The 22,639-nt window shown below is 67.5% G+C and carries 25 protein-coding genes; 12 read left to right on the top strand and 13 right to left on the bottom strand.

The window, feature by feature from the left end; all coding sequences use genetic code 11:
- Positions 1–42: 42 nt before the first annotated feature.
- From JOD46_RS08505 to JOD46_RS08495, 3 genes are all read right to left on the bottom strand, one after another.
- Positions 43–2,415: an MMPL family transporter gene (locus tag JOD46_RS08505; protein ID WP_204393351.1), complete on the bottom strand. Its 2,373-nt coding sequence runs from the start codon at positions 2,413–2,415 to the stop codon at positions 43–45.
- 85 nt (positions 2,416–2,500) lie between these two features.
- A complete protein-coding gene (locus tag JOD46_RS08500; protein ID WP_204393349.1) occupies positions 2,501–2,758 on the bottom strand; it encodes a zf-HC2 domain-containing protein in 258 nt (85 codons plus the stop codon).
- Positions 2,755–3,402: a sigma-70 family RNA polymerase sigma factor gene (locus JOD46_RS08495; protein WP_204393347.1), complete on the bottom strand. Its 648-nt coding sequence runs from the start codon at positions 3,400–3,402 to the stop codon at positions 2,755–2,757. Before JOD46_RS08495 ends, JOD46_RS08500 begins: the two co-directional genes overlap by 4 nt.
- A gap of 110 nt (positions 3,403–3,512) precedes the next feature.
- Here JOD46_RS08495 and aroA point away from each other — a divergent pair, with 110 nt between their 5' ends.
- Genes aroA through bcp form a run of 3 tightly spaced genes read left to right on the top strand, consistent with a single transcriptional unit; the run spans position 3,513 to position 6,414 of the window.
- Positions 3,513–4,883: a 3-phosphoshikimate 1-carboxyvinyltransferase gene (gene aroA / locus JOD46_RS08490; RefSeq protein ID WP_204393345.1), complete on the top strand. Its 1,371-nt coding sequence runs from the start codon at positions 3,513–3,515 to the stop codon at positions 4,881–4,883.
- Positions 4,880–5,917, top strand: a complete 1,038-nt coding sequence (gene rsgA, locus JOD46_RS08485; protein WP_204393343.1) for a ribosome small subunit-dependent GTPase A — start codon at positions 4,880–4,882, stop codon at positions 5,915–5,917. The genes aroA and rsgA overlap by 4 nt, the downstream gene beginning before the upstream one ends.
- A 23-nt stretch (positions 5,918–5,940) precedes the next feature.
- The gene (bcp, locus tag JOD46_RS08480; RefSeq protein ID WP_204393341.1) at positions 5,941–6,414 is read left to right on the top strand and encodes a thioredoxin-dependent thiol peroxidase; all 474 of its coding nucleotides are present in this window, start codon (positions 5,941–5,943) and stop codon (positions 6,412–6,414) included.
- A 7-nt stretch (positions 6,415–6,421) separates the two neighbouring features.
- Here bcp and JOD46_RS08475 read toward each other — a convergent pair whose 3' ends face one another.
- On the bottom strand, positions 6,422–6,796 hold the full coding sequence (locus JOD46_RS08475) for a hypothetical protein (RefSeq protein ID WP_307834966.1): 375 nt from the start codon (positions 6,794–6,796) through the stop codon (positions 6,422–6,424).
- Between the two features lie 289 nt (positions 6,797–7,085).
- Here JOD46_RS08475 and JOD46_RS08470 point away from each other — a divergent pair, with 289 nt between their 5' ends.
- Positions 7,086–7,334 carry a WhiB family transcriptional regulator gene (locus tag JOD46_RS08470; protein WP_055859573.1) on the top strand — a complete coding sequence of 83 codons (249 nt, stop codon included), beginning with the start codon at positions 7,086–7,088 and terminating at the stop codon, positions 7,332–7,334.
- 170 nt (positions 7,335–7,504) lie between these two features.
- Here JOD46_RS08470 and JOD46_RS08465 read toward each other — a convergent pair whose 3' ends face one another.
- Positions 7,505–8,998 carry a sensor histidine kinase gene (locus tag JOD46_RS08465; protein ID WP_204393339.1) on the bottom strand — a complete coding sequence of 498 codons (1,494 nt, stop codon included), beginning with the start codon at positions 8,996–8,998 and terminating at the stop codon, positions 7,505–7,507.
- Between the two features lie 435 nt (positions 8,999–9,433).
- Here JOD46_RS08465 and JOD46_RS08460 point away from each other — a divergent pair, with 435 nt between their 5' ends.
- Complete coding sequence (locus JOD46_RS08460) at positions 9,434–9,775, top strand: helix-turn-helix transcriptional regulator (RefSeq protein ID WP_204393337.1); 342 nt, start codon at positions 9,434–9,436, stop codon at positions 9,773–9,775.
- A 271-nt stretch (positions 9,776–10,046) separates the two neighbouring features.
- On the top strand, positions 10,047–11,003 hold the full coding sequence (locus JOD46_RS08455) for a type II toxin-antitoxin system HipA family toxin (RefSeq protein ID WP_239562658.1): 957 nt from the start codon (positions 10,047–10,049) through the stop codon (positions 11,001–11,003).
- A 211-nt stretch (positions 11,004–11,214) separates the two neighbouring features.
- On the opposite strand, the gene JOD46_RS08450 is transcribed toward JOD46_RS08455, so the two are convergent.
- Entirely contained in the window at positions 11,215–13,710 is a 2,496-nt protein-coding gene (locus JOD46_RS08450) for a DEAD/DEAH box helicase (RefSeq protein WP_204393333.1), read from the bottom strand.
- Positions 13,711–14,261: 551 nt separating this feature from the next.
- On the opposite strand from JOD46_RS08450, the gene JOD46_RS08445 reads away from it, so the two are divergent.
- The gene (locus tag JOD46_RS08445) at positions 14,262–14,555 is read left to right on the top strand and encodes a helix-turn-helix domain-containing protein (RefSeq protein ID WP_204393331.1); all 294 of its coding nucleotides are present in this window, start codon (positions 14,262–14,264) and stop codon (positions 14,553–14,555) included.
- A gap of 79 nt (positions 14,556–14,634) precedes the next feature.
- Here the strand turns inward: JOD46_RS08445 and JOD46_RS08440 are convergent, their stop codons facing one another.
- Positions 14,635–14,874: a hypothetical protein gene (locus tag JOD46_RS08440; RefSeq protein ID WP_204393329.1), complete on the bottom strand. Its 240-nt coding sequence runs from the start codon at positions 14,872–14,874 to the stop codon at positions 14,635–14,637.
- A gap of 448 nt (positions 14,875–15,322) precedes the next feature.
- Between JOD46_RS08440 and JOD46_RS08435 the strand changes: the two genes are divergently transcribed.
- A complete protein-coding gene (locus JOD46_RS08435; RefSeq protein ID WP_204393327.1) occupies positions 15,323–15,688 on the top strand; it encodes a helix-turn-helix domain-containing protein in 366 nt (121 codons plus the stop codon).
- Between the two features lie 123 nt (positions 15,689–15,811).
- The gene (locus JOD46_RS08430; protein ID WP_204393325.1) at positions 15,812–16,360 is read left to right on the top strand and encodes a hypothetical protein; all 549 of its coding nucleotides are present in this window, start codon (positions 15,812–15,814) and stop codon (positions 16,358–16,360) included.
- Between the two features lie 137 nt (positions 16,361–16,497).
- Here the strand turns inward: JOD46_RS08430 and JOD46_RS08425 are convergent, their stop codons facing one another.
- The 4 genes from JOD46_RS08425 to JOD46_RS08410 all read right to left on the bottom strand — a co-directional run bounded on the left by JOD46_RS08425 (position 16,498) and on the right by JOD46_RS08410 (position 19,259).
- Positions 16,498–17,340, bottom strand: a complete 843-nt coding sequence (locus JOD46_RS08425) for a hypothetical protein (protein ID WP_204393323.1) — start codon at positions 17,338–17,340, stop codon at positions 16,498–16,500.
- A gap of 279 nt (positions 17,341–17,619) precedes the next feature.
- The gene (locus JOD46_RS08420; protein WP_204393321.1) at positions 17,620–18,093 is read right to left on the bottom strand and encodes a hypothetical protein; all 474 of its coding nucleotides are present in this window, start codon (positions 18,091–18,093) and stop codon (positions 17,620–17,622) included.
- Positions 18,094–18,102: 9 nt separating this feature from the next.
- Positions 18,103–18,306, bottom strand: coding sequence for a hypothetical protein (locus JOD46_RS08415; RefSeq protein WP_204393320.1), 204 nt, complete (start codon positions 18,304–18,306; stop codon positions 18,103–18,105).
- A gap of 200 nt (positions 18,307–18,506) precedes the next feature.
- On the bottom strand, positions 18,507–19,259 hold the full coding sequence (locus tag JOD46_RS08410) for a DUF3800 domain-containing protein (RefSeq protein WP_239562656.1): 753 nt from the start codon (positions 19,257–19,259) through the stop codon (positions 18,507–18,509).
- 121 nt (positions 19,260–19,380) lie between these two features.
- Here JOD46_RS08410 and JOD46_RS08405 point away from each other — a divergent pair, with 121 nt between their 5' ends.
- The 3 genes from JOD46_RS08405 (at position 19,381) to JOD46_RS08395 (ending at position 20,472) form a co-directional block, all read left to right on the top strand.
- On the top strand, positions 19,381–19,662 hold the full coding sequence (locus JOD46_RS08405) for a hypothetical protein (protein WP_204393318.1): 282 nt from the start codon (positions 19,381–19,383) through the stop codon (positions 19,660–19,662).
- Positions 19,663–19,702: 40 nt separating this feature from the next.
- Positions 19,703–19,882, top strand: coding sequence for a hypothetical protein (locus tag JOD46_RS08400; RefSeq protein WP_204393316.1), 180 nt, complete (start codon positions 19,703–19,705; stop codon positions 19,880–19,882).
- A 212-nt stretch (positions 19,883–20,094) separates the two neighbouring features.
- The gene (locus tag JOD46_RS08395; protein ID WP_204393314.1) at positions 20,095–20,472 is read left to right on the top strand and encodes a DUF2510 domain-containing protein; all 378 of its coding nucleotides are present in this window, start codon (positions 20,095–20,097) and stop codon (positions 20,470–20,472) included.
- 458 nt (positions 20,473–20,930) lie between these two features.
- On the opposite strand, the gene JOD46_RS08390 is transcribed toward JOD46_RS08395, so the two are convergent.
- Both JOD46_RS08390 and JOD46_RS08385 read right to left on the bottom strand, forming a co-directional pair.
- Positions 20,931–21,359 (bottom strand): hypothetical protein, encoded by a 429-nt coding sequence (locus JOD46_RS08390; RefSeq protein ID WP_204393312.1) that lies wholly within the window; start codon positions 21,357–21,359, stop codon positions 20,931–20,933.
- Entirely contained in the window at positions 21,356–21,724 is a 369-nt protein-coding gene (locus JOD46_RS08385) for a hypothetical protein (protein WP_204393310.1), read from the bottom strand. Before JOD46_RS08385 ends, JOD46_RS08390 begins: the two co-directional genes overlap by 4 nt.
- Positions 21,725–22,639: the final 915 nt, after the last annotated feature.

Here is a 22,639-nt window from a genome sequence, read left to right as displayed (position 1 = left end):
GGGACCGGGCGCGGCCGTGGGCTCCGCCGCGCCCGGCCGGTCTCAGCCGGTGGTCACCGGCTCCCGGTCCTCGGAGGGCTCGGCCTCATCGTCGCCGGCGCCGGGTCCGTCGCCCTGCGAGGGCGCGTCGGCCGACGCGGCCGCGGCGTGCGCACCGTGCTCGCGCTCCTGGCGGGCGAGCCGGCTCGGCCACCAGATGGCGCGGCCGATGTCGTACGCGGCGGCCGGGACCAGCAGGGTCCGGACGAGGAACGTGTCGAGCAGCACGCCGAACGCGACGATGAAGGAGATCTGCGCGAGGAACAGGATCGGCAGCACGCCCAGCGCCGCGAACGTGGCCGCGAGCACGAGGCCCGCCGAGGTGATCACGCCGCCCGTGAGCCGGAGGCCGCGCAGGATGCCCTCGCGCGTGCCGTGCGCGGCGGACTCCTCCCGCACGCGCGTCATCAAGAAGATGTTGTAGTCAACGCCGAGTGCGACGAGGAACACGAACCCGAAGAGCGGCACCGAGGGGTCCGCTCCGGGGAACCCGAAGACGAACTCGAAGACGAGGGCCGAGACGCCGAGGGCGGCGGCGAACGAGAGCACCACGCTCGCGATGAGCAGGATCGGCGCCACGATCGCGCGCAGGAGCAGCATCAGGATGACGAGGATCGCGAGCAGCACCAGCGGGATGATCAGCCGCTGGTCGGCGACCGCGGCCTCGTTCGTGTCGAGCGCGACCGCGGTCGGACCGCCGACGAGCACCTCCTCGCCGACCTCGTCGAGCCGCTCGCGCAGGTCGACGACCGTGGCCTCGGCCTCCGCCGAATCGGACGGATCGTCGAGGGTCGCCTGCAGGAGCACCGCGCCGTCGACGACGGTCGGCTCCGGCGCGGGGGTCCCGGGAGGGCCGAACGCCTGGATGCCGTCCTCGGTGACCGGTGCGCTGCCGGCCGGCGAGTCCGCCGAGAGCACGGCGACCGAGTCCACGCCGGGCGTCGCGAGGGCGACGTCCGCCATGGCCTGCAGCTCGCCCTCCGGGCCGATGATCACGGCCGGCGTGCCCGATCCGCCCGGGAAGTGCTCGCTCACGAGGGCCTGACCGTCACGCGCCTGCGACTCGCCCAGCACGAACTCGCTCGCCGGCACGCCGTCGGCGTCGAGCCGGACGAGCCCGAACGCCATGACGCCCAGCAGCAGGGTCGAGAGGATCCAGACGACGCGCGGACGGCGACCGACGAGTCGGCCGATGGCGCCCCAGAGGCCGCGCTCGCCCGTGGTCGACGGGTCGACGACGGTGGCGTGCCGGCCGTGCTCGGCACCCGGCGCGGCGTCGTCCGCGGCGACCGCGGGCGCGGCCGCGGGGCGTGCCGGCCGGCGCGGCCAGAACGCGACCCGCCCGGCCCAGAGCAGCAGCGCCGGCAGGAGGGTGAGCGCCGCGAGGAGCGCGAACACGATGCCGATTGCCGCGACCGGTCCGAGGATCTTGTTCGAGTTCAGCTCGCTCGCGAGCAGGATCAGCAGGCCCACGATGACCGTGCCCGCCGAGGCGGCGATCGGCTCCCACGAGCCCTTGAGCGCGGCCCAGGTGGCATCCCACTTGCGCTCGTGCTGGGTCAGCGCCTCGCGGTAGCGCGCGATGTAGAGCAGGGCGTAGTCGGTGGCGGCGCCGATGACCAGGATGAACAGGATCCCCTGCGTCTGGCCCGAGAGGAGCAGCAGGCCGGCCTTGGCGAGCTGCACGACGGTGAACACCGAGGCGGTCAGCGCGGTCAGGCTCGTGAACAGCACGATGATCGGCAGCAGCGGCGACCGGTACACGACGATGAGGATCACGAGCACGGCCGCGAGGGCCACCAGGAGCAGGAGCCCGTCGATACCCGCGAACGCCTCGGTGAGGTCGGCGGTGAACCCGGCGGGTCCGGTGACGGCCGCCGTCGTGCCCTCGATCGGATTCTCCTCGATCGCGGCGCGCATCGCCTCGACCGTCGCGCCGGCGCCGGACTCCTCGCCGTCGCCGGGCGCGATCGACGCGACGAACTGCGCCGCCTCGCCGTCGTCGGAGGGGATGACGGGAGAGCTCTCGTCGGCGATCACGCCGTCGAGCCCGAGCAGGTCGGCGCGGAGCGCCTCGACGTCGTCGAGCTGCGCGGCCGTCAGGTCGGTGCCGTCGTCGGTGGCGACGATGACGATCGCGGGCACGGCGTCGGTGTCGCGGAAGCCCTCCTGCAGCTCGTTCACCTCGGTGGCCTCGGCCGAGGCCGGCAGGAAGGAGGCCTGGTCGTTCTGCTGCACGTCGGAGAGCGTGCCGAACGCCGCCCCGCCCGCGCCGAACAGGGCGAACCAGACGAGGATCAGGACGGTGGGGATCAGGACGCGGAGCCAGGCCGGGACGCGCCCGGTGCTCCGTCTGGTGGCGGCATTCGTGTTCATCGTGCTCGACGCTACGAGGCGGGGGACGCCGCCCGCGTCAATCGAAAGTTCGGAACTCGAAAGGCCCGGCGGGGCCGCGGACGGGTCAGTCGACGAGTGCGCCGTGGCCCGACTGGATGGTTCGGATCCGCGTGAGCACGATGGCGCGCAGTTCCTCGGGCGCGCTCTCCCGGCAGGCCCGCTGCACGACCTCCGTGATCGCGACACCGACCCGCATCTCGGCGCGGCAGTCGTCGCAGTGGTCCATGTGCTCGCGGATGTCGGCGGCATCCTCTCGGCACAGCTCGTTGTGCAGGTACTCCTCGAGTTCGGCCTTGGCCTTCTCGCAGCCGCAGTCGGTCATTTCGTGCTCCTGGTCGATCGGGCTGCCGGCTGCGCTGCGGCGAAGCCGCGCTCGCGGGCGTAGTCGGCGAGGGACTCGCGCAGCAGTCGCCGGCCACGGTGCAGGCGGCTCATCACGGTCCCGATGGGGGTGTTCATCATGTCGGCGATCTCCTGGTAGGAGAATCCCTCGACGTCGGCGAAGTACACGGCGAGGCGGAAGTCCTCGGGCAGCGCCTGCAGCGCCTCCTTGACCGCCGAGTCGGGCAGGTGGTCGATCGCCTCGGCCTCGGCCGAGCGGCTGGAGGTCGCCGTGGTGGACTCGGCGCCGCCGAGCTGCCAGTCCTCCAGGTCGTCGATCGTGCCCTGGTAGGGCTCCCGCTGCTTCTTGCGGTAGGTGTTGATGAAGGTGTTGGTGAGGATTCGGTAGAGCCACGCCTTGAGGTTCGTGCCCTGCGTGAACGAGCCGAACGCCGCGTAGGCCTTGACGAACGTCTCCTGCACGAGGTCCTGCGCGTCGGCGGGATTCTTCGTCATCCGGAGGGCCGCGCCGTACAGCTGGTCGATGAACGGCAGCGCCTGCTCCTCGAACAGCGCACCCAGGTCGCGCGTCTCGTCGTCGGACCGAGTCGCCTCGGCCGGGGTCGCAGTCTCATCGCCGGTCATCACGGGCCATCCTAGATCGTCGGCCTGCGTGAGAGCCGGGGGTTCGAGCACCGCAACGGACACGCGCACCATCTCCTTCCACGTTCGCCGGACGCTACTGTTGGTAACCGATGCAGATCTCGAGGTATTCCGCGCCGGAGTTCGATCCGTACGGCGACCAGCGCCCCGTGGAGGGCGACGGCGGATGGCGCGCGCCCCTCGCCCGCGCGCCCCTCGCGGCGCGTCTCGCACTGCCGGGCTCGAAGTCGCTGACGAACCGCGAGCTCGTGCTCGCCGCGCTGGCCGACGGCCCGTCGGTGCTGCGCGCGCCGCTGTGGTCGCGCGACAGCGAGCTCATGGTCGAGGGCCTGCGGCAGCTCGGCACGGGCTTCGAGCGGATCCCCGGCGACGGCGGGTTCGGCGACGACCTCCGCGTGACGCCGGCCGACGAACTGCTCGGCTCCACGACGATCGACTGCGGCCTCGCCGGGACCGTGATGCGCTTCCTCCCGCCGGTCGCCGCGCTGGCGCTCGGACCGACCACGTTCGACGGCGACGAGGCCGCCTACCGCCGGCCCATGCGCGGCGTCATCGACGGCCTGCGCGGCATCGGGGTCGACCTCGATGACGACGGCCGCGGCACGCTGCCCTTCACGGTGCACGGCTTCGGGCGGGTCGAGGGCGGCGAGCTCGCGATCGACGCCTCGGCGTCGAGCCAGTTCGTGTCGGGCCTGCTGCTCTCGGCGCCGCGCTTCGAACGCGGGCTCGACCTCTCGCACACGGGCGAGCGACTGCCGAGCCTGCCGCACATCGAGATGACCATCGACACGCTCGCGCGTCGTGGCGTCGCGGTCGAGCAGCCGGCCGTCGGGCGCTGGCGCGTCGCGCCGGGCCCCATCGCGGCGCGAGACGTCGACATCGAGCCCGACCTCTCGAACGCGGCGCCCTTCCTCGTCGCGGCGCTCGTCGCCGGCGGCTCGGTGACGATCTCCGGATGGCCCGACGAGACCACGCAGGTCGGCGCCCGGCTGGCCGAGCTCCTTCCCCGCTTCGGGGCGCGCGTCGAACGCGAGGGCGACCGCCTCACGGTGCACGCGCCCGAGCTGGAGGCCGACGGGAGCCGCGGCATCCGCGGGGTCGACCTGGATCTCTCGGAGGCGGGCGAGCTCGTGCCGAACCTCGTCGCGCTCGCGGCGTTCGCCGACGGGCCGAGCGAGTTCACGGGCATCGGGCACATCCGCCATCACGAGACCGACCGCCTCGCCGCGCTCGCCGCGGAGCTCAACGGCCTCGGCGGCCGCGTGACCGAGCTCGAGGACGGCCTGCGCATCGAGCCCGCTCCGTTGCACGGCGGCGAGTGGAAGGCGTATGCCGATCACCGCATGGCCACGTCCGGCGCGATCGTCGGACTCGCGGTCGACGGGGTCGTGGTCGACGACGTCGGCTCGACCTCGAAGACCCTGCCGCAGTTCACCGAGCTCTGGGAGCAGATGCTCGGATGAGCTGGTGGGAGACGGAGGACGACGAGGACGAGCCCGAGTACGACGAGTCCGACGTCCGCATTCGCCCCAACCGACGCGGCAGCCGTCCCCGCACGAAGGTGCGTCCCGAGCACGCCGACGCCCTGACCGGCGTCGTGCTCGGCGTCGACCGCGGCCGGTACGCCGTGCTCGTCGACGAGGGCGGGCCCGACGAGCGGGAGATCACGGCGGCGCGCGCGAGCGAGCTGCGCCGGAAGTCCGTCGTGACCGGCGACCGGGTCGACCTCGTCGGCGACACCTCCGGCGAGGAGGGCACGCTCGCGCGCATCGTCCGCGTCCAGGAGCGCACCACGCTGCTCCGCCGCAGCGCCGACGACACCGACGCGGTCGAGCGCGTCATCGTCGCCAACGCCGACCAGATGCTCATCGTCATCGCGGCGGCCAATCCCGAGCCTCGCGTGCGCCTGGTCGACCGGTACCTGGTCGCGGCGTACGACGCCGGCATCGCGCCGATCGTGTGCGTGACCAAGACCGACCTGGCCGACCCCGGTCCCTTCCTCGCCAACTTCGCGGGGCTCGAGCTGCCCGTCATCCTCAGCCGTGCCGACGACATGCCGCTGGCCGAGATCACCGACCGGCTCGTCGGCCACCGGACGGTCTTCGTCGGCCATTCCGGTGTCGGCAAGTCGACGCTCGTGAACGCGCTCGTCCCCGACGCCAACCGCGCCACCGGGCACGTCAACGTGGTCACCGGCCGGGGTCGGCACACTTCGTCCTCGACGGTGTCGCTCCGGCTCCGCGACGGCGATCGCACGGGATGGGTCATCGACACGCCCGGCGTGCGGTCGTTCGGGCTCGGGCACGTCGATCCGGCCAACATCCTCGGCGCGTTCGCCGACCTCGCCGCGGTCGCCGAGGACTGCCCGCGCGGATGCACCCACCTGCCCGACTCCCCGGACTGCGCCATCATCGAGGCGGTCGAGGCCGGCGAGCTCGGCGAGGCGGGCCGGGTGCGGCTGGACTCGCTGCAGCGCCTGCTCGCGACGTTCGCCTGACCGGCGCGGTCTACGATCGAGGCATGACCGACGCTCGACTCGCCGCCGGCGACCTCGCCCCCGACTTCACCCTCCCCGACCAGGACGGCACGCCCGTGACGCTGTCCTCGCTGCGCGGACAGAAGGTGGTGCTGTACTTCTACCCCGCGGCCATGACCCCCGGCTGCACCACCGAGGCGTGCGACTTCCGGGACAACCTCAACTCCTTCGCGGCCGCCGGCGTGCGCGTCGTCGGGGTCTCGAAGGACGACGTGGCGACGCTCAAGACGTTCGCGGAGCGCGACGGCCTGAACTTCCCGCTGCTCTCCGACACCGACCTCGCGGTGCAGCAGGCCTACGGCGCGTGGGGCGAGAAGCAGCTCTACGGCAAGACCGTGACCGGCGCCATCCGCTCGACCTTCGTCATCGACGAGGAGGGGCGCATCGCGACGCCCATGTACAACGTCAAGGCGACGGGCCACGTCGCGCGCATCCGCAAGGAGCTCGGGCTGGCATAGCCGCCGGTCAGGCCGCCCGGTCCTCGGGGCGCGAGAACGCCTCGCGGACCGGCGGCCAGAGCAGCAGGCCGATGACGGTCACCGCCGGGACGAGCAGCGCCCACCCGAGGTCGGGGCGGGCGAACAGGCCCTGGAACGCGCCCACGGCCACCGACAGCTGCAGCACCTGCCACACGATCGCCGCGGCGCGCGACCACGGCGCCCGTCGCACGGATGCCACGGCGACCGCCGTGACCCACGCGGCGCCGATCGCGACGAGGACGATGAGCGCGATCGCCGTCGCGAACGAGGACGGACGCATCACGAGCAGGTCGACGACCAGCCACACGAGCACGGCGATGAGCGCCCCCGCCTCGGCGAAGAGCAGGGCGGTCACGGTCACGAGCGCCGCGCGCAGGCCGCCGGCGGGGGGCGCGTCTCCGGGCCGCTCGACCGCCCCGTCAGGGCCCGGTCCGGGCCGCCGATTCACAGTGATCTCCCGAAGTGCACTCTTGATTCGCTTCCATGCCTATGCGACCATTTACGAGGCCGAATTGATGCTCACAGGGACGTGAGCCGATCGCTTCCCCGATCCTACTTCCCGAGATTCGGCTTTCCCCCTGCAGCACTCGCCGGTTTCCGGCGGCGCACGCGTGCGTCCGCTGCGAACCGACAACACAAGGAGCATCTACATGGACTGGCGTGACAAAGCCGCCTGCCTCACCGCCGACCCGGAACTCTTCTTCCCCGTGGGCAACACCGGTCCGGCCGTCGACCAGATCGAGAAGGCGAAGGCTGTCTGCGCCCGATGCACCGTCACGGAGATCTGCCTCCAGTACGCCCTCGAGACCGGCCAGGACTCGGGCGTCTGGGGAGGCCTCAGCGAGGACGAGCGACGCGCCCTGAAGCGCCGTGCCGCTCGCGCCCGCCGCGCCGGCTGAGCCGACGCGCCACCGCGCGACGCGGCTCCGGCCGCCCGCCGTCCGTCCCCCGGGACCCACGGAACGCGCGGACTCCCCGCAGCACCCGAACGGAAACGGCACCCGCGATCACGCGGGTGCCGTTTCTCGTGCCGCCGGGGCGGCCGCCGCGCGGCATGCGGCGGCGGCGATCAGGACGCCGTGATCCAGCGCAGCGGCACCTCGATCGTGACCTCCGTGCCGCTGCCGACGACGGTGTGCCAGTCGATGGTGCCGCCGAGCTCGCCCTGGATGAGCGTGCGCACGATCTGCGTGCCGAGCCCCTCGCCGACCCGACCCTCGGGCAACCCCGACCCGGTGTCGCGCACCTGCACGGTGAGCACCGAGTCGGAACGGCCGGCGATCACCTCGACGTCGCCCTCCTGTCCGGCGAGCCCGTGCTCGACCGCGTTGGTGACCAGCTCGGTCAGCGCGAGCGCGAGCGGGGTCGCGTACTCGCTCGGCAGCACGCCGAACGTCCCGGACTTCTTCGGGTGCGCCGTCGTGTTGTGCGCCGCCGCGACCTCGGCGACCAGCAGCAGGGCGCGGTCGAACACCTGGTCGAAGTCGACGTTCTGGCTGAGGCCCTCGGAGAGCGTGTCGTGCACGACCGCGATCGCGCCGACGCGTCGCATGGCCTGCGTGAGCGCCTCGCGGGCCTCGTCGGAGTGCGTGCGACGCGCCTGGATGCGCAGCAGCGACGCGACCGTCTGCAGGTTGTTCTTCACGCGATGGTGGATCTCGCGGATCGTCGCGTCCTTGGTGATGAGCTCCTGCTCCTGGTGGCGCAGCTCGGTCACGTCGCGCGTGAGCACCATGGCGCCGATCCGCTCGCCGCGACGACGGATCGGGATGGCGCGCAGCGTCACCGTCACCCCGCGCGACTCGACGTCGGTGCGCCACGGCGCACGCCCGGTCACGACCAGCGGGAGGGACTCGTCGACGACGAGCTTGCCCGACAGCAGGCGGGAGGCGACATCCGCGAGCGACTCGCCCTCGAGCTCGTCGTCGAAGCCCATGCGGTTGAACGCCGACAGCGCGTTCGGGCTCGCGAAGGTCGTGATGCCGTCGACGTCGAGGCGGATCAGGCCGTCGGAGGCGCGCGGCGCACCGCGGCGCGGCCCGGTCGGCGCACCGAGGTCGGGGAAGTCGCCGGAGGCGATCATCTGGAACAGCTCGCCGGCGCAGTCGTTGAACGTGAGCTCCTGACGGCTCGGCGTGCGGGTCGAGCCGAGGTTCGTGTGCCGGGTGATCACCGCGACCGGCTCGGGCGCGAGCTCGGTGCCCGTGACCGAGAGCCGGCGCATGACCGGCACCGCGCGCACGCGCGTGGGCATCTCCTCGTACCAGTCGGGCGCCGACGAGTCGACGATGGCGCCACCCTCGAACGCCTGCGAGACGAGGCCCTTCCACTCCGCCCGGATCGCCTGCCCGACGAAGTCGCGGTAGAAGAGCGTCGCGGCGCTCGACGGTCGCGAATGCGCGACGGCGACGAAGTCGTCGTCGCCGGACGGCACCCACAGCACGATGTCGGCGAAGGCGAGGTCGGCGAGCAGCTGGAGGTCGCCGACGAGCATGTGCAGCCAGTCGACGTCGGCCTGGCTGCTGCGCCCCTGGGCGAGGACGAGGTCACTGAGGGTCGACACCCGTCAAGCGTAGCGACCTGCGCGGCCTGGGCCGCTCGGCCGGCCACCTCGGGCTCAGGCGGCCGCTGACCGGCGACGCCACGAGTCGATGCACGCGCGACGGCGGCGCGGCTCGGGGACGGGGAGGGTCCGCTCGTCGTCGTAGTCGCAGAACGCCGGGCGGAGCCGCGAGCGAGGTGCGACATCGCGGAGCGTGCGAACCGCGAGGATCGCGGCATCCGTCGGACAGACCCGCGAACCGACGGAGCGTTTGTCGCATCTGGGTGTGCGCCTCGATGCCGAGGGCTCTCGCGCGCACGTGACGATCACGTCGACCAACAAGATGGTCCGGCGCCCTGGCCCAGTTGGTGTACCAAGTCGAAGTCGAAACTCAACGCAGTGTGGATATAATAAAACATGCCTAAGGGCGTTTAAACATGTTTAAAGGAGCAACTGATGGCCAAGCGTAGCGTGCCATTACGACCCCACGTCCAAGATGCGCTCACCGTATGGGGCCAACTCATCAGGCAGGGTCGTATTAGCCGAGCATGGACGGCTAGGGATCTCGCTGCCCGGGCGAATGTCTCGGAGCAGACAGTGCTCTCCGCTGAAGCCGGCAACCGTGGGACGGCGGTCGGTACGATGATGGACCTCGCCGACCTCGTCGGCGTTCCCATCTTCGGAGTAGAAGACCGGTCCGAGATCGCGATCCGTCGTCAACGTGGCGAGGAGATGCTCGCCCTACTTCCAAGCCGTGTACGCCAGCCAAGGAGCGGAAGCACCAATGACGACTTCTGAGCTCTACGTGTGGACTTGGCTGCCGGGCCACTCCGAGCCAGTGGTCGCCGGGAGGGTAGATAAGGCGGGACCACTCTTTACCTTCATTTACGGGCTGAGTTACCGGGCCCGACCGGACGCCATCAGCCTGTTTGCCCCGGAGCTTCCGCTGCGCCCAGGGGTCCAGGAGCCTGTGGACGGACTGACCATCGCGGGCGTGCTTAGAGACGGAAGCCCAGACAGGTGGGGTCGCGGTGTCATCGAACGCCGCAGTGGTGCCGCTCCGAACTCCTTGAGCGAGCTCGACTACATGCTCAGCTCCAGCTCGAACCGCTTCGGAGCGTTGGACTTCCAAGTCAGCCGTAAGGATTATGTCTCCCGGGATGACTCGGCGACCCTCGATGAACTGCACGAAGCAGCGATCATCCTCGACGAAGGCGGCGAACTGTCCCCTGGCCTCGATGCCGCCATGATTCATGGCACGAGCCTTGGCGGTGCCCGTCCAAAGGCGACCCTGACGGACAGGGACGGCAGCGAATGGCTGGCGAAGTTCTCATCCTCGGACGACCGCGTGTTCTCTGCGGTCAACGCCGAAGGGACGATGCTTGAGCTCGCCCGCCGGGCTGGCATGAACGTCCCCGACAGCAGAGTCGTGCCCTCTCTCGGCAAGGAAGTTCTTCTGGTCAGACGGTTCGACCGAGACGGCCGCGGCGGTAGACGCCACGTCGTCTCCGGCCTGACCATGGCGCAGACCGACGAGATGTACGCCCGGTACGTGTCATACCCGCAGATCCTCGACGTGCTTCGTCTGTATGCGAAAGACGCGACGCGGCCAGGACCCGAGCTGTTCCGCCGCATAGCGATGAACATCGCCATAAGCAACAACGACGACCATGCTCGCAATCACGCGGCGTTCTGGGACGGAACACATCTGGAACTGACGCCCGCCTACGATCTCGCACCCGGGCAGCGGTCCGGCGACACATTTGAACAGGCGATGGCTTTCGGGCGAGGCGACGGTGGCGCGAAGGTGTCTAACTTCGCCGCCCTCGTCGGTGAGTCCGAGACCTACGGACTTAACGCAGCAGAAGGTCGAGACATCGTCGACCAGCTTGTATCGAGCATCAGCGAAAACTGGGACGATGCCGCTGAAATCGCACGCCTGAGCGCGGCAGACAAGCGGACGCTGCGCGCGAAGCAGGTTTTGCCCAGGGCAGCGTTCTTCGAGTACGAGCCGCAGCCGCTGTGACGAGTTGAGGCTCGAGTCCAGCAGTTCGGGTTGTAGACATCCGGTCCTCGACGTCGAGCCCGTCGTGGATCGGAGCATCAGAGCTGGGCATGAGGGTTAACTCGGAGTCGACAGCCAACCGGCGACCGAGCATGCCGGCGCAATGGCCAGGGCGGCACGCTGGACACGGTCGGGCGGGACAAGCGGGCGAGAAGTCTGGCGCGATCGCGCCCTACACGCCGCCCTTGTTGTAGACGCCGCGCTGGTCCATCAGAAAGGTCGGAAGCGCATCAGCGCTTAGGTTGTGGCCAGCCAGGAGTCGCCCGACCGTCTCGGCATTCGTCCATCCCGCATCTGCAACAGCGGCAGCGAACGCTCTCAAGGATGCGGCGAACTCACCGAGCCCTCGTTCGGTCATCACCTTCATTCCGCTGTGGGGGGTCGCATTCGCGTACGCCAGGATCGAGCGGTGGACCATGACCGGCACAGCCACTGCCTGCGGGTCGTATCGCTGCCCGAACCACACCATCGATTGTGAAAGTTGCGCCATGTCACGCTTGCCGATGGCCGGACTCTGAGCGCCAGTCTTGGCTTCGATGACCCAGTACCGGTTCTCGCCTAGCGCCCACAGGTTGTCCGGTCCTACGTTCACATCATGTTCCGGGCGCTGCGAGCCCAACCCGATGTAGAGCGCGGCGCGGCGCATTGCTTCCTCGAACTCTTCTGTCCTGAGTTCGTCGAACACCAAGTCTTCGACGATCGACTCGAACTCGAGTCGCAATGCCGCAGGTGTCGAGAACGCACTCGCGAGGCGCTCTAGGCACCTCTCCGTCTGCGGCGCCCGTTCGACGAGGGGTGTGTATGTCAGGCCTGTCAAGGGCTTAGTAACGTACGTGTTCTTCGCGCGAGCCAAAGCGAGTGTCTGCTGAGCCAACTGAGGGTCCAACGCGTCGCGGTAGGTCGCCTGAAGCTCCAGCAGAGTTCCTACCGTGGCGATATCTTCCTCGCCGTCGATCGCGGTCTGCAGAATCGAACACGCTCGGCCGGCATCGCCCGTGCTGGCGGCAACGAACGCGTTCCGGCGGGCTATGGCCGACGTCGACACGTGGCCAGGCTGCGGCGGGATGTTCCGCAGCGACTGCAGCGCGAGTGCGATCCAGTTCTCGTCGCGCTCGAGCGCTTGTCTGGCGGTTCGCACGATGCCGGACATGGGCAGATTGTCCATCTGGGTCGCGACTTGCCGGGAAAGCGCGAGCTGCGCTTGTGTGGCCGGGCTGAATCGCGGCAGCGTCCGTGGGTCGACAGTAAGCTGCGCCAGTCGCGGACCGATGAGGAAGACGACACAGTGATCTTCGTTGCTGCGAACGCCGCGTCCAATGCCCTGCTCAATGCGCTGCACCTGCCGGTCATCGATTCCCGAGAGTCCCATACGCAGCATCGCGTCTAACCGTTCCTCGGGGCTGAATGCCTCGGGAAGCCCGTCAAGCACCAGGACACGGCACGCATCGTCGGGCAGGTCAATGCCGTCGTACCGGTTCACGAGAACGACCAGGCCGACGTGCGGCTCGGTTCGCAGCCTTTCGATCGCTGGCTCGACCGCCTCGCCGATGGCGACGGCGGCCGCGTTAGGGGCCCAGACGGCGGCCCACCTCTCGCTGGGCACGAGTACAACAGTGTTGTACTCCCGGCTCAGACCAACGATCGCGCTCCGGATGTCGTCTGCAGCGAGGGCGGGGTTGATTTCCTGCGGTGCGAGGATCATTCGCTCGCCGATATCCCCTGCGGTGACCGGGGTGATCGGACGATCCACGCTGGCCGCAACGGCGCCGAAGTCGCTGACAAGGACGCTGTCATCGGCCAGCGTGGCGGTGAGGAAGACGCGTCGCTGCGCCGCAACGAATGATGTGATGTTCTCGATTGGCGGGCAATGCGGAGTGATCGTCATCTCCTGGTTGCTGAACACGACGCGGCACAGTTCGAGCACGTCCGCGATCGCGGGCCAGTCGAAGTACAGCGGCTGGTCTTTACCCGTCTGCGTGCGGAGAATGCTGCGTGCCTGATCGAGTCGGTTCCTCCACGCCCAGAAAGGGACGCGGATCGGTGTCCCGCGTCGGTCGTCGCGCACATCAAGGTATGCGTCTGCGGACTGCGTCTTCAAGTCTTCCGCGAATAGGTCCATCAGTTCTGTGAACACGGGATTGCTCCGTGCGATCGTCACCGAGAGTTGCTTGCGGGTGGTAGCGATCGCCGCATGCGCGTCGTCGACCACGACTGCGCCGATCGGAGCGGGAGCGCGGGAGGTGCGACGGTCGGAGAACTTTGTGCGGCCGTTGACCAGTTCGTAGGCGTTGATCACGCCGATCGCTTCACTGTTGAGGTACTGCGCGCCGTCCACGTTTTGCGTGACAGCGAGCCCCAGGTTCTGGGCTTCGGCGATCACCTGCTTGACCAAGTACTTGCTCGGGGCGACGTACAGCGCCGGGCCCAGGCCTTCGTTGATGTAGCTCTGCAGAATGATCAGCCCGTCGATGGTCTTCCCGCCGCCAGTATTGACCTTTATCACGATGTCGCGTTCATCCCTGCGCGCATGCCACGCTGTGAGCACCTGCGCCTGCACATCGCGGAGATACCCATATCCAGGCAGCTTCTTCAACTGACTGTGCAATTCGCGCGGCTCGATGGGCGCCTCTCGCTTGGCGTCCGCGAGCATCGCCCCAAAGTCGACCATCCCTCACCCCGTCTGCGGCCGCCGTCGATGCTTGCGCGAACGACACGCGGACTCATTCTCTCGGAAGAACACAGCCAACACGAGATTGAGGCGATCTGGATGCCTCAGTTCGTCAGGCCGGGGAACAGGATCGGGCGTAGTGGCCAGCTTTCTGGCGCGCCGGCCGGCATGTTCATTCGCCGAAACGACGAGGTCGATCGCCCGTCTGGGAGCCTGAAAATGTACCACGGCGCGCGCACTAAGCTGCGGGACCGCCGAGGCCGGCGCGCTCGACATGCATATCGGTCGACGCGACGCCTGTTCTGGGCGTGAGGCCTCGGCAGCGACAAGCACCTCGGTACTTTTGTTGGGCGCTGAAATCCCACAAGAACGATGCCCATCATGAGCATGGATCCGACCGCGCTCCCCCGGGTCGCGTTGCGCACCCCGAACCGCCATGACCGCCTCGTCTCGGGGGTCTGTCGCAAACCATGGTGGAGGCACTCCGAGAGAGTGCCGTGAAGTTATCCACATCGCCTCCGGGCACCATCGGCCGGGCCGATAATCGAGTGATGATCGAACACGGCCCAGGCGATGCGATCGGCCGCTTCCTCACCGTCGCCGATGCGGCGGAGGTGCTCGCCGTCGACATCGAGGCCGTGCACGGGCTCATCCGTTCCGGCGAGCTGCCTGCGATCCGGGTGGGCGAGCGCGGGCCGTGGCGCATCGAGCGCACTCAGCTCGAGGTTTGGATCGACGAGCAGTACGAGGCCACGCGCCGCTACTCGGCGTGGCACCAGGGAGACTTCGCGAACGTCGTCGAGCTCTCTGGTGCGCGCGCCGGTGGCCTTCGCCCCGTCGACTGACGCCGCGCATTCTGCGGACCATCACTGGAACCAGACGCGGACGACGCGTTCGAACGGAATCAGCCGGTAGCCAACGACGTCACACGATAGCGCCGTGGCACGCCGGGCCTGTGCAGCGCCAGGTCGAGGTGGTCCAGTCCGAGTCGGTCGATGGTGCCGTGACGTGGCCGTACAGCGTCGCGGCCTCCACGCCGAGGCGTCGTCGGCCGAGATCGCGCAGCGCGAGCGCGAGCGCGAGGCCGATGCGCTCGGTCGGTCCGGCCGTCGACTCGGGCCGCACGAGGAGGCTCGACTCAAGTTGGTGCCGTCCAGGGAACACCGCCGCCATCGCCTGATCGCGATGATGCACTGCACGGCGCGCGCCGAAGCGGGGCCACCGCGGGTCTCGCCGAGGCGGCCGCTTCGCCGGGCCCGACCGGACGACACCGGCCGGAGGTCGGCCACGGGACCGCCAACCAGTTCCACGCGCACGCTCTCGGTGTCGCCGGCGGACGACGCGATCGCCGACAGCCGGCCGGGCGGGGCCAGACGCGCTATCCGCAGGCGATCGGTCTCGAGCGCGAGCGCGCGCTCCTCGTGCTGCTGCTCGATGTCGAGCTGCGATTCGAGGTCCTCGGATGCACATTCATGCTCGCCGTGCCGGAACAAGCGGCCTGTTCACCGGGATCGAGGCCGAATATACAATCCCGGGTCCCAGCGCATGGCTGCGGACGCGCCTCCGGGACAGCCCGGGGGCGCGTCCCTTGCTCCGCGCCTAGGATCTGCGCATGAGCGAGCAGTTAAACGCGCCCGCGGGCTGGCTCCCGGAGCCTTACGGTTCCGCGGGTCAGCACTCGTGGGCCGAGTACGTTCGCGCCGTCGCAGGCCGAGACTCCGGCCGTGAAGTCGCGCTCAAGACGGGCAGCTCTGAATCCGCCATCAGCCGTTGGAAGAGCGGATATAGCGTCCCCGATCCGCGCCAGGTTGTGACCATTGCCCGTGCGTACAACCGGAACCCGGTCGAGGCACTCATAGCGGCCGGTTATCTGACGGCGGACGAAGCATCCATACCGATGACGCAGCCCTCGCTCCGCGACTTCTCCGATCTCGAACTCGCCCGCGAGATGCTGCGCCGTGCTGCTGCCGCCGAGTGACTAAGCCCGACGCCTGACAGATTCGGCCGAAGGCGCGCCCGAGGACCGGACTACCGCGATTCTGCAGCTGAGTGGTTTGGACGACCGATCGGCATGTGGTTGGGGTGGGATAGCGTGCAGCGCATGACCATCGAGCTGCCCAGTTGCCTTTCCTCTGCAGAACGCCTCCTGTATCTGACCGGAGCAATTCATCACAAGGTGACGCTGTGCGAAGGAGCGCTCCGTGATGGGGCTGCACATCTGACAATGTCCGAGGAGCCGCCGCCGCTGTCTGATGTACCTGATCTAGTCCGCGCCTCGGCCCGACCCGATCTGCGCGACGACCTGCTGGGATTGGTCGCAGCCACTGAAGCCACTCTCTCGGACGCCCGGGCGCTGCTCTTGCGTCGTTGGATGTGGCTCGTCGACGAGGAGACCGCCGTTCCCAGCGGCGGTGATCGCAAGATGCCAGGCGATGCCCCCTTGAACGAAGCCGAGTTTATGTCAGTGCTCGAGAGGCTCAACCGGCTGTGGCATCGCATCCCGATCTTGTTCCAGCTGATCAGCATGCCCGACCTTGACACTCACGGGATCTGGCTTGCCGTCGCGCGGGACGAGTTCAGGGTAAACAAGAACGGTTCGGTGACGGCGTACGCGAGTCTGGAGCCCGACGAGCGGCGCCCGCAAGAATAGGAGCGGCGCCGGAAGGACCGAGCCTCAATTCATTCAGTGGCCGGGGCACGGGTCGCACCATGCCATAGCGGCTAGTTTCTTCGCCCCGATTCCGGGAGGCCGGACGAACTGATCCATTCGCCCCTGCGCGCACGCTCCTACCGTGGCGTCCTGCCACGCTTCCGCAGTTCTTGACGTATGCCTTCACTGGGGCTGGGCCGTCCCAGATCGCTAGCCCCGGAATCAAGAGCATCCATGTACGCCTTCGTTGGCGTAAACCAGTCGAACATGAATACCGCGCGAAGAGGGTTGTCCTTGGCATGATCTGCTGGCGGCATGGTTGCAATCGCGACGCCGACGACACGGAACAAGTCCACGTCCTCGAGGCTGGCCTCCGGTTCAATCAGCACCAGCACGAGCGTGTACAGCACGGCGGCGGCGAAATTCACCTCCCAGCGGCGATGATCGAGCTCGCCGGCACTTGTATGTACCCAGTGCTGCTTGCCTCGCCGCCAGATGGCGAACCACTGACCCACTAAGAGCTGATCCCGTTCAACACGGAACGTCGTGAACGTCCCGTGCGCCACAACGTTCCGATAGGTGTTGAGCTCGCGGATACGGCGAATGATGTCTCGACCGTCTTCCCATGTGTCGGGAAAGGCGCCTTCCATAGCATCGAGCTTCTGACTTGTGGTCATCTGGCGAACGACCCGGATAACTTTGTCGGGCTCATGTCGATTCAGCAGCGTGGCCAGCACCACGCTGATCGCTTCGTCCAGCTGGGTGAACTCAAGAAGAAACTGCCCGAGCGGTGCGCCGATTTCCTCACGCGCTCGAGCAGGTTTCTTCGCGGCCACGTGTGCTTCGAGCTGAGCGACAACGTCCGCACTCATCTCACGAATCGGTTCACCGAACGTTAGCGCGCGCGCAAGCCGTTCAATCCAAGCCGCGTGCGCTTCTTCTTGTTCAGGTGTCGTCTCTGGCCCCGATTCGCTGTGCACCCGCTGATCGTAACGGGATCGTACGAGGCGAGGCTACGAGCGCCCGGAGCACCTCTTCGGCACACAGCTGCGGTGCGCGTTGAAGCTAGTGTGCCCCGAACTTCGAGCATGATTCCGTGCGCGGATCATCCGATGCACGATCCGAACCCGCGCTCCCGCAAAATATGGCGTGATTCGGCGGTTTTCGCGAGCGCTGCCAATCTCCGGTCACAGCGCATAGAGTTCGGCTGGCCGACGGTCCCCGCGCCCAGGAACGGAATGTGCCGGGAAGCGACCGGTTCAGCGAGGAGACGCCAGTCTCGGAGGAATCGGGTGCCGCCACGTGAGGCGATCGTCGGATCCCTCCCGTTGCCACGTGACGATGACATCCCGCACGAAGCCATGGCCCATGCTCGCCGAGAACATGAACTTCACGGCGCTTTTCGCTCCGATTTCCCATGGCAGGTCCTCGCCCACCTGAAGTACGACATCGTCGGGGTATCCGTCGATGCGGACGTCGTGGGCGTCAACTGGACTGTTGTTGGTGAGCAGATACGAGTCACCTCCGAACCATTCGACTTCCCACGGCGGTCCATCGAAGATCCGGGACTGAATCTGCGCCATCTGCTCAGTTGCCTGCGCCGCGCGCGCCGACGCCGCCTGCGCATCGTTGCCCGCCCTTACAGAATCCGCGCGCGCGAACCAAGCGATGACGGCGGCCGCGATAGTCGCGGCGGCGGAGACAAACGAGATCCAGAGCGCAGCGGCTTCCATGAACGGAGACTAGCGATCCTCGCTCGCGATCGCCGCGGTCAGGATCTTCAGGCCGTAGGCGATGGAGCCGAGCGCATCCGACATGTAGAAGAGCGCTCCATCCCGGGGTGCGGCATCGCTCGAGGCATCGAGGCAAACTCGTTCGGCGTGGAGGAAGCTGTCCGCAGCGGCTTGAAGGGCTTCGGCTCGCGTCATGTTCTCGAGTTCGCTCATGGGGGCACTCTATCGACGGTGGTGAGATGACACCGCGCGGCCTCGCGGTGAGAGCCCACCCGAGCTGGGTACAGACGAATGTGGGCGAGGGGTGTTAACGTATACGGGACGGGCCTAGTGGAGCCTGCCAAGGATCGCCAGCGGTGCTGCCACCGCACTCCTTAAGTGGATCGGCCCTTGGAGGCCCCACCGGGCCTTTGTCATGCCGCCTCACAGTGTGGACACTCATACCACTCAAACTGCTTCACAAGCTCGTTCGTAGGCATCGACATGAGGCCCAGCGGCACGGGACAGTTACCATTCCCCCGGCGAATCTGATGCCACACATCGCGGATGAACCGCCCCTCGACGTTGCCGAACTCGTCGGGCCACACCGCCGACCGGAGAAAACCGCCATACAGATCTGCCGCCTGACTCTCGAGAAACCTGTCGGCCGACACCCACCGCAGCCCGTTCTCCATGTGCCACGGGACAGTTCGTTCGTACCGACGCTGCGCACGGAAGTATTCCTCCGTCGACCTGTGGTCGTGGCCTCGCACATGGCCGAAGCGCGTGTTGACTCGCTCATTGGGCCCCTTCCAGGCCCGAGCCGCCCAAAGGATGCTCTTGTACATCTTCAGGGCGACATAGTTGTAGAACAGTTCCCGATCCTGCACGTACCGCCCAGTGACGGCATCCTTCTGGCAGTACACGTAGATCAGGCATACGTCCGGTATGGCGCTCAGAACCTGCCCGGCCCGCATGCGCCTTGCATGCGTCTTGAGGTGCTCCTTCCACGACATCACAACGCCATCGGGGACGCGGAACTCAACACGCAGCTGCTTCACAGCGGCGCGCACAGCACGAGCCGACTCCTCCGTCAGGAGGATCGCTGCCATACCGAAGATAGGGCTGGATCCGGGCTTGCCGGCCAGCCCCCGGTCGCCCGTCTCGTCGATGTACGCGTAGAGCATCACCACAATCGTAGGCGGGCCCCCTGACACCGCCGTCCGGCTCGCGGCGATGCGCACAGCGCTCGTAGCATGGACTGAACTCGCGTGGGCCGGCGCGCCTCACGAGAGGAGCACGAGCCGGTTGGCCGTTGAGTATCGTCCGCGCTGGCACCCGTTCCTCGCCGCCGACGAGCGTGAGCCGGGTGTCTGGACGCTCGTGGACTCCGTAGGCCGCGACTACGGCCGCGTGCGCATCGTGCGCGTCGGCCCTGAGGTGGGATACGTCGCCGAGCTCGGGGAGCATCTCATCGGCCGGTACCGGACGCTGCGGGCCGCGCTCGAGGCTGTACACGGGGCGTTCGTGCGCGCGCATGCGCCGGGCGGTGCCCCGAACGGTGGGAGGGGGTACGTCCTGGGGACGTGACGAGCGCGCCGGCTCTGATGCCGGGAGTACCTTTGGGCGCATGGCGCACATCGAACTCGCCAACGGCGACATCGTTCAGCTGACCGCCGAGGAGCTGCAGTACATCTTGAACGTGATCGACTCGGTTCCGAACGGGCACGTCACGCTGAATACCGCGGACGGTGAAGTGAGGATCGGCCAGGCGAACCGCGGTCGGGTCTGGCGACTCGTCGAGGACTGAGCGGTTCACGATGCCGCCTCCGCTTTGGACTACTAGAGCGTGATTCGGTGCGGACATCGTCGGATGGACGGTCCAACCAAAGCTCTTGCGAAATAAGGCACCACCAAGCCGATGGGGGACGATTCACGCGATCTTGGGTCGCAGCGCATCTCGTGCAATGCCTCCGGGACAGCCCCGAGACACCGCCGCAACAGCGCGGTTAGACTCCGCCCATGAGCGAGCAGCTGACCGCGCCCGCGGGCTGGTACCCGGACCCGTACGATCCGACTCAGCAGCGCTGGTGGGACGGGGACTCGTGGGGTCCGCGGGCTCCGCAAGTGCAGCAAACGGCATCGCCCAGGAGAACGCGAAACGGAATCTTCGGTGCCTTCTCAGTGCTAGCTGGGATGATCGCCGGCGCCTCGTTCCTGGTCCCGGTCCCACTGATGGCCATCGGCTCGGCGCTTGTCGGCCTCGGACTTGCGGTCGGCGGCGCTGTCCAGTCGCACCGAGACTCTGCCGTGGCACGTGCATCCTGGATCGTTGGTTTCGTGCTGAATGGCCTGGTGTTAGCCGGCATCACGGCGACCCTTGCGTTCTTCCTCGCGTGACTTCCTTCGAAGCGATCACGGCGTCGTGGGCGACTTACCTGCAGCCCATCACTCGCTTCGCAAGCGGTCGCGAGATGCCCGGCGAGCGACTACCACTTCGGATCGTCCGCGACAGCAAGCGTGACGAAGGCCGCAAGCAGCCGGATGAGGGAAAGGGCAATCTGCTTGCGGCGGTAGTGGGCGGACCCGGGTCACCCCTGGGAGTCACAAGATGAGCATGACGCGATGCGCAGCCGTCTCGCAGAAGCCATCGGGGTCTAGGACTTGCCAGACATGCCCTAGCCGTGGCCGCGGGGTTCAGCGCCGAGTCAAGGCTCGCGCCTTCTCCGGGTCGTCCTAGCCTCGGGGCGCGCTACATCTTTCGCGCCATCGCTCGGGATGGTGAGCAGAGCTCAAAGAATGCGACGCTCGCCGCGATGACGCGTCTGCTCTCCAGTGGCGTGACTACGAACCTCAGATCATCTTCTGGCGTCGGCCGCAACCGACGGGCTCTCGAGCTCGGCCCTGAACTCAAGCTCGACTGGTGGTGCGAGCACGTCGAGGTCGAACTGGAAGTCCATCAGTGCCGCCTGTGCCTGAAGCGCCCGACGCGCTGCATCCCAGAGAAGCTCTGACGCGTAGGCTGCTACCCATTCGCTGAACTCTGCTCTGGACTCCTCCGAAGCGGAAATCTCGGTCCAAGTCCTATCCAGCACCACCCCGAAACTCTGCGCTTGGCCGAAGCCGGTCTGAGCTCCTCGGCGGACATAGCCCCACACCAGAACCGAGTCGCCAGCACCCGCCTGAGTCCAGAGCGACCACTGGAAATGGTCCTCATCGGGTAGCGGACCAGCGTGAAGTTCGATTCTGTGGAGCGAGACGCCGAACTTGACGGGGTGATCGCTCATGCGTCGATGTACTCCGCCTTGCCCCAAGGAGCGGTAGCAATCCAAGGGGCGTCACTCTCGACCTCGCGCAACCTGTCAGAGTAGAGCGTCTTGAGTGCGCCGACGCGGTACGTGACATGTGCGTCAATCGCGTTGGCGAGGTGCCGTAGCTCAGTCAGGGTCAGATCAACCTCGCCGTCCAGCCATTCCCTGGCCTCCGTTGGCTCAAGTTCGAGCTCGCTGGCGAGTTCCTCAACGGAGAGCCGGCTCATCTGAAAGGCCTTACCTAGCTCGCGAACGAGCCACTCCTGCGCCTCATAGTTCGAGGCAGCCAGCGCAATCTTCTCGTCGTCGAAGACTCCGCGCGCGCGGTACATCTCTCCCATGCGCTATCTCCTCGTCGCTCGTGATGACTGCCGCGTCAGCAGCCAGAGCCTGCTGCGCGCCTTCGCATCCTGAAGGGACGCGTTCTGCTCGCCGAGTGGGTCAGGACCGTTCGGCTTCGTGCTCAGTACCAGTGGTAGCAGGGCTCCCTGAACCTGGGCTGGTTCTGCATAATACAGACGTATCAGTCGGGGTGGAGGATTGCCCTGATTGAACGCGGGACGAAGTTCGAGCAAGTACGGGACGCTCTGCATGATGCGAGCCCGTCCAGTGTTGTCGCGGCTGACTGGAAGCTGGCCTCGCGCCGCACGCGTCTTCAACGAGCGAAGCTGGCCTAGGGCGTCAAGGTGCTCTCGCTTCTTCAGCCGGGGATGAAGATCTCCATTGACGAGCTTCGCATGCTCGTCAACGTGCTCGGGAACGTCCGTATCGAGCCAAGTGTGCTGGAACTTCCCGGTCTTGCGCGGCAAGTCGCATGATGTGCGAACTCCAACGGGGAGCGCGACCGGAAAATCGATCACGGGTTCCCCCCTCCCTGGATTCGTTCCTCAAACGGTACGGGGTTGGCGCCCTCGCAGAAACCCGCGCCGTGTGACCATTTTGGGTGACATCCCGACATCACCGAACATCACGGCATGAGCATGTTTCGGAGCGCGTGTCGTCGGAGGAATAAGTCCGAGCGGGCACTCGCCTGATACCTGAGCAGACTCGCCGCATGCCGCCATTCTTGGGTCCCAGCGCATGGAGCCGAGTGCACCCCAATCTGGGGATGCCCACCCGCCCTCGCGGCCGGACTCCAGTCGAACCCGGGTTGATCGAGCTGTCCCACCGCGGCGGGGGCAACTACGAGCAAATCGGGTGATCGCTCGACAAGAATTCCGTCGCCGGAAATGGCAAGCCATTTGTCGGGTCCGTCG

It is taken from the genome of Agromyces aurantiacus (genome assembly GCF_016907355.1).
Classification (GTDB): Bacteria; Actinomycetota; Actinomycetes; order Actinomycetales; family Microbacteriaceae; genus Agromyces; species Agromyces aurantiacus.
Note: the sequence above shows the minus strand (reverse complement) of the source record. Positions and strands in the feature narration are given on the sequence as shown.

Coding starts and splice junctions, on each gene's coding strand:
- JOD46_RS08505 (WP_204393351.1), bottom strand. CDS start 2,415: ATGAACACGAATGCCGCCACCAGACGGAGCACCGGGCGCGTCCCGGCC.
- JOD46_RS08500 (WP_204393349.1), bottom strand. CDS start 2,758: ATGACCGACTGCGGCTGCGAGAAGGCCAAGGCCGAACTCGAGGAGTAC.
- JOD46_RS08495 (WP_204393347.1), bottom strand. CDS start 3,402: ATGACCGGCGATGAGACTGCGACCCCGGCCGAGGCGACTCGGTCCGAC.
- aroA (WP_204393345.1), top strand. CDS start 3,513: ATGCAGATCTCGAGGTATTCCGCGCCGGAGTTCGATCCGTACGGCGAC.
- rsgA (WP_204393343.1), top strand. CDS start 4,880: ATGAGCTGGTGGGAGACGGAGGACGACGAGGACGAGCCCGAGTACGAC.
- bcp (WP_204393341.1), top strand. CDS start 5,941: ATGACCGACGCTCGACTCGCCGCCGGCGACCTCGCCCCCGACTTCACC.
- JOD46_RS08470 (WP_055859573.1), top strand. CDS start 7,086: ATGGACTGGCGTGACAAAGCCGCCTGCCTCACCGCCGACCCGGAACTC.
- JOD46_RS08460 (WP_204393337.1), top strand. CDS start 9,434: ATGGCCAAGCGTAGCGTGCCATTACGACCCCACGTCCAAGATGCGCTC.
- JOD46_RS08450 (WP_204393333.1), bottom strand. CDS start 13,710: ATGGTCGACTTTGGGGCGATGCTCGCGGACGCCAAGCGAGAGGCGCCC.
- JOD46_RS08445 (WP_204393331.1), top strand. CDS start 14,262: ATGATCGAACACGGCCCAGGCGATGCGATCGGCCGCTTCCTCACCGTC.
- JOD46_RS08435 (WP_204393327.1), top strand. CDS start 15,323: ATGAGCGAGCAGTTAAACGCGCCCGCGGGCTGGCTCCCGGAGCCTTAC.
- JOD46_RS08430 (WP_204393325.1), top strand. CDS start 15,812: ATGACCATCGAGCTGCCCAGTTGCCTTTCCTCTGCAGAACGCCTCCTG.
- JOD46_RS08420 (WP_204393321.1), bottom strand. CDS start 18,093: ATGGAAGCCGCTGCGCTCTGGATCTCGTTTGTCTCCGCCGCCGCGACT.
- JOD46_RS08415 (WP_204393320.1), bottom strand. CDS start 18,306: ATGAGCGAACTCGAGAACATGACGCGAGCCGAAGCCCTTCAAGCCGCT.
- JOD46_RS08410 (WP_239562656.1), bottom strand. CDS start 19,259: ATGCTCTACGCGTACATCGACGAGACGGGCGACCGGGGGCTGGCCGGC.
- JOD46_RS08400 (WP_204393316.1), top strand. CDS start 19,703: ATGGCGCACATCGAACTCGCCAACGGCGACATCGTTCAGCTGACCGCC.
- JOD46_RS08395 (WP_204393314.1), top strand. CDS start 20,095: ATGAGCGAGCAGCTGACCGCGCCCGCGGGCTGGTACCCGGACCCGTAC.
- JOD46_RS08390 (WP_204393312.1), bottom strand. CDS start 21,359: ATGAGCGATCACCCCGTCAAGTTCGGCGTCTCGCTCCACAGAATCGAA.
- JOD46_RS08385 (WP_204393310.1), bottom strand. CDS start 21,724: ATGGGAGAGATGTACCGCGCGCGCGGAGTCTTCGACGACGAGAAGATT.